We start from the raw sequence: 2,999 nt of genomic DNA, 5'->3' as shown, positions 1-2,999 counted from the left end.
ACTGCCGCTCAGGCTCACCACCCTCACAGTAGGTGGGATTGGTTCGTTACTTCCTCATGAAGCACCGGTTCAATATTCCAGATAGACTCGTGGTCCATTTGAGCTTCCATGCTCGCCCTGGACTCCGGGCACACGATAGGTAACGTCCCAACACCAGACCTGGTTCGGTCTGGTGGCCTCGTGACGCCGAGGCGGGCCGACTCGTCCAGAGTGCCGGGCACCCCGGCGGTGGTTCTCGTTGTGTTCGCTCAGAACGCGATAGAAGGATGATTCCGAGGCGATGTACCAGCCATGGTCGTCCATCAGCAACGGCACGACCTGAGACGGTGGCAGGCTGGCATAATCGGACTGGTGGCAAACGGCCAGGATCATCGCTTTCTCCATCGCAGTCAGTGCATGAGACGGCGTATGTTTGAGCGCACTGGGCCGGCCATCCTCACCGCCGGCTTTCCAGCGGCGATAGGTGTTGGTGCCAATACCCAACTCGGCACAGGCGCTTTTCAGGCGCGCGCCATCTATGCGCGCCTCATCAACCAGCTGTACAGCATGCTGGCGATCCAGGGTGCTGGTCAGTCGTCCTCGTCCCCCCAGGCCTTTTTTCGCAGTGTCAGCAAGGCCGCCGTTTCAGCGAGTGCCGCTTCTTTGCGTTGGAGTTCGCGCTCAAGCTGTCGAGTGCGTTTCTTCTCCTGCTTAACCGCGTCACGGGAGCGTTTCTCAAGCCGCTCATCACGGTCATTGGCCGTTTCACAGCTCTGACGCCACCGGCGAATTTGCTCAGGATAGATGCCACGTTTGCGACAGTATTCGCCCAGCTCGGACTCACTCAGTGCGGCGGTTTCAAGAACGGCGTTGAACTTATCGCGCGAACTCCAGCCTTCCGGATCCGAACCGTGATCTGGCAGTAATTGTCCATTCTTTCGGGCTTCGTTTCGCCAGCTGTACAAGGTCGCGTCTGAAATGCCTTCCTCTTGCGCCACTTCAGCAACAGGCCGGTTATTCGGTGGCAGTAACTTGCGCAGGATGGCTTCGCGACGTTCCGGTGAATACTTCATGAAAACCTCTGTCTCGCCCCACTTCATTTACAGAGTCTAACATCGGGTGGGGTTCCAACTACCTTGACAGAGGGGGATGGTGTCAGATCCGAGCCATACGCTAGTTTATACCTGTAATTTTACTCTGGCGGCTTTGATTCAGGAAAAACAAAAGCGAACGTTGGAGTCAGGGTTTTCCTCCAGAGCCTCTACGCTAATCACAGCAATTTCGTTCAGTATGGTTAGCTGAGCAAATTGCAGACGCTGAACGATTTCATGGCAGAGATAGCCATGCTCGGCTAAGCTATTGTTTTAACGATTTATGTGCAGCGCGATTGATGGTGCGAAGTCAGTAATAATGAGGCAGTCAAATTTCTGCAATGGTAAAGCGCGTTGCCCAACCGCTGTTATGTGTAGGAGCAAGGAAGCATGAATCAATTTACTCTCTTTACCCTGTCGGGGCCGTTGGTGGGTGTTATTGGCTGGTTTCTGAGCGTTCATTGGCTGCTGTGGCTAGGTGTCGTTCTTGCCGCCATAAATCTGGTCATTAATCTTGCCTCGGGCGCTATGAAGCTGCCAATTTTACCTGCCGTGTTCATGTTGGTTGCCGCTGTGCTTCTCAGTCCCTGGTATCTCGGCGTTGGCGTTGGTTTGCTTGTCTGGACAGTTCTAGAAGGTGCTGGTGAGCTGTTCAGACCAAGAGCCTTGGGGGAGAAATGAGAGATCACATAACCAGTTGTTGTAGCTCGTTCCGGGCCTCCGGCCCTACACCGGACGCCCCTTTCGCTGCGCTACATGAGCGCCGCTAAACATTCGTTAAGGTTTCGTAGGTGTGAGTAAAACCCAGTCACTAGTTTCCGGCGAAAGCTTTACCTACGAGCTTTTATGGTCATGTTGTACGCGGCAAATGGCTGTAGCCAGGAGTGGCGAACAAGGTAGCCACTACTTCTACCTTACAGCCATGACAATGGCGTACTTTACCTTTGAAGCATATGTGAATCATGCACTTAGCTGTGTTGCCCCTGAGATTTTCGAGAATGAGAAGACGCATTTTTCAAAAGGTGAGTATTCAGGAACGCCGGGTAAATTGAAGAAGCTTTGTGAGCTGGGAGGATTCGACCTGCCGGACACCTCGCGGAGGCCATATCAGAGTATTAGGTTGCTCCAGAATCTCAGGGATGTCGTTGTTCACGGAAAAACGCATACTTTTGAGTCTCGTGTTAAACATTTAATCTGTGAGAATCCATCAGTTGTCGAATCCAAGTTCGACAAGTTTGTTTCGGCGAAGCAAGCAACAATATGCTTGGACGACACTCAGGCATTTATTCGGTGGCTCAACTCCAAGCTACGAGCCTCGTTTTTTGACTGCGGACTTTTGGTGTCGCCTCTTTCTGGATTTCATGGACACTCAAACGCAGAATATGTCGAAGAAACTTAACAATCACAGGCAAGGCTACGGCAGTGCGGCTTCGCCTTCATTTAGTAGCCGCGCGTGCTGTTGGCGTTAAAATTCTTCCGGAGATATCGATGAAGAGTCTATTTCTAATACCCCTCGTGCTCTTAATTACCGGGTGTGCGACAACGAAAATGCAAACGCACATCGATCCTGAGCACAGAGATCGTACCTACTCGAAAATATTAGTTGATGCGCCAAATGCGAACTTTGAATTCAAAAACTTAATGATCACCGAGCTGTGCAGTGGTCTGAGGGAAAGGTCAGTCGAGTGCATAACCAAGGATGAATTGTTCCCTCCTACCAGAGAATACTCGGAGCCTCGAATTTTCGAAATTATTGATCAGAATGGAATCGATGGATGGCTAATTGTTGGTGTTAGTGGCCAATTAAAATGACCCACTACTGGCCATTAGTTTTGACCCACCCCCGGGTGGCCGTCAGGCCACAGAACCAGCTACTGTCCCCGGCTTTTATCGATGGCCGGGGGCATGTTAGTGAAGGAGTGGGTTGTG

4 protein-coding genes are annotated in these 2,999 nt (G+C 51.8%); 2 read left to right on the top strand and 2 right to left on the bottom strand.

Going from position 1 to position 2,999, the window contains the following annotated elements:
* Nucleotides 1-69: 69 nt before the first annotated feature.
* Nucleotides 70-561: a hypothetical protein gene (locus tag AC13E3_RS15905; protein WP_482902218.1), complete on the bottom strand. Its 492-nt coding sequence runs from the start codon at nt 559-561 to the stop codon at nt 70-72.
* Nucleotides 562-569: 8 nt separating this feature from the next.
* Nucleotides 570-1,052: a transposase gene (locus AC13E3_RS15900; RefSeq protein ID WP_482902217.1), complete on the bottom strand. Its 483-nt coding sequence runs from the start codon at nt 1,050-1,052 to the stop codon at nt 570-572.
* 408 nt (nt 1,053-1,460) lie between these two features.
* Between AC13E3_RS15900 and AC13E3_RS15895 the strand changes: the two genes are divergently transcribed.
* Nucleotides 1,461-1,751 carry a hypothetical protein gene (locus tag AC13E3_RS15895; protein WP_273135252.1) on the top strand — a complete coding sequence of 97 codons (291 nt, stop codon included), beginning with the start codon at nt 1,461-1,463 and terminating at the stop codon, nt 1,749-1,751.
* 112 nt (nt 1,752-1,863) lie between these two features.
* The gene (locus AC13E3_RS15890; protein ID WP_482902216.1) at nt 1,864-2,469 is read left to right on the top strand and encodes a hypothetical protein; all 606 of its coding nucleotides are present in this window, start codon (nt 1,864-1,866) and stop codon (nt 2,467-2,469) included.
* Nucleotides 2,470-2,999 lie beyond the last annotated feature (530 nt).

The organism is Marinobacter sp. L-80, assembly GCF_056859395.1.
This window is presented reverse-complemented; position numbering and strand designations above follow the sequence as displayed.

Bases quoted from the DNA above. Each gene is read 5' to 3' on its own strand.
- AC13E3_RS15900 (WP_482902217.1), bottom strand. From the start codon at position 1,052: ATGAAGTATTCACCGGAACGTCGCGAAGCCATCCTGCGCAAGTTACTG.
- AC13E3_RS15895 (WP_273135252.1), top strand. From the start codon at position 1,461: ATGAATCAATTTACTCTCTTTACCCTGTCGGGGCCGTTGGTGGGTGTT.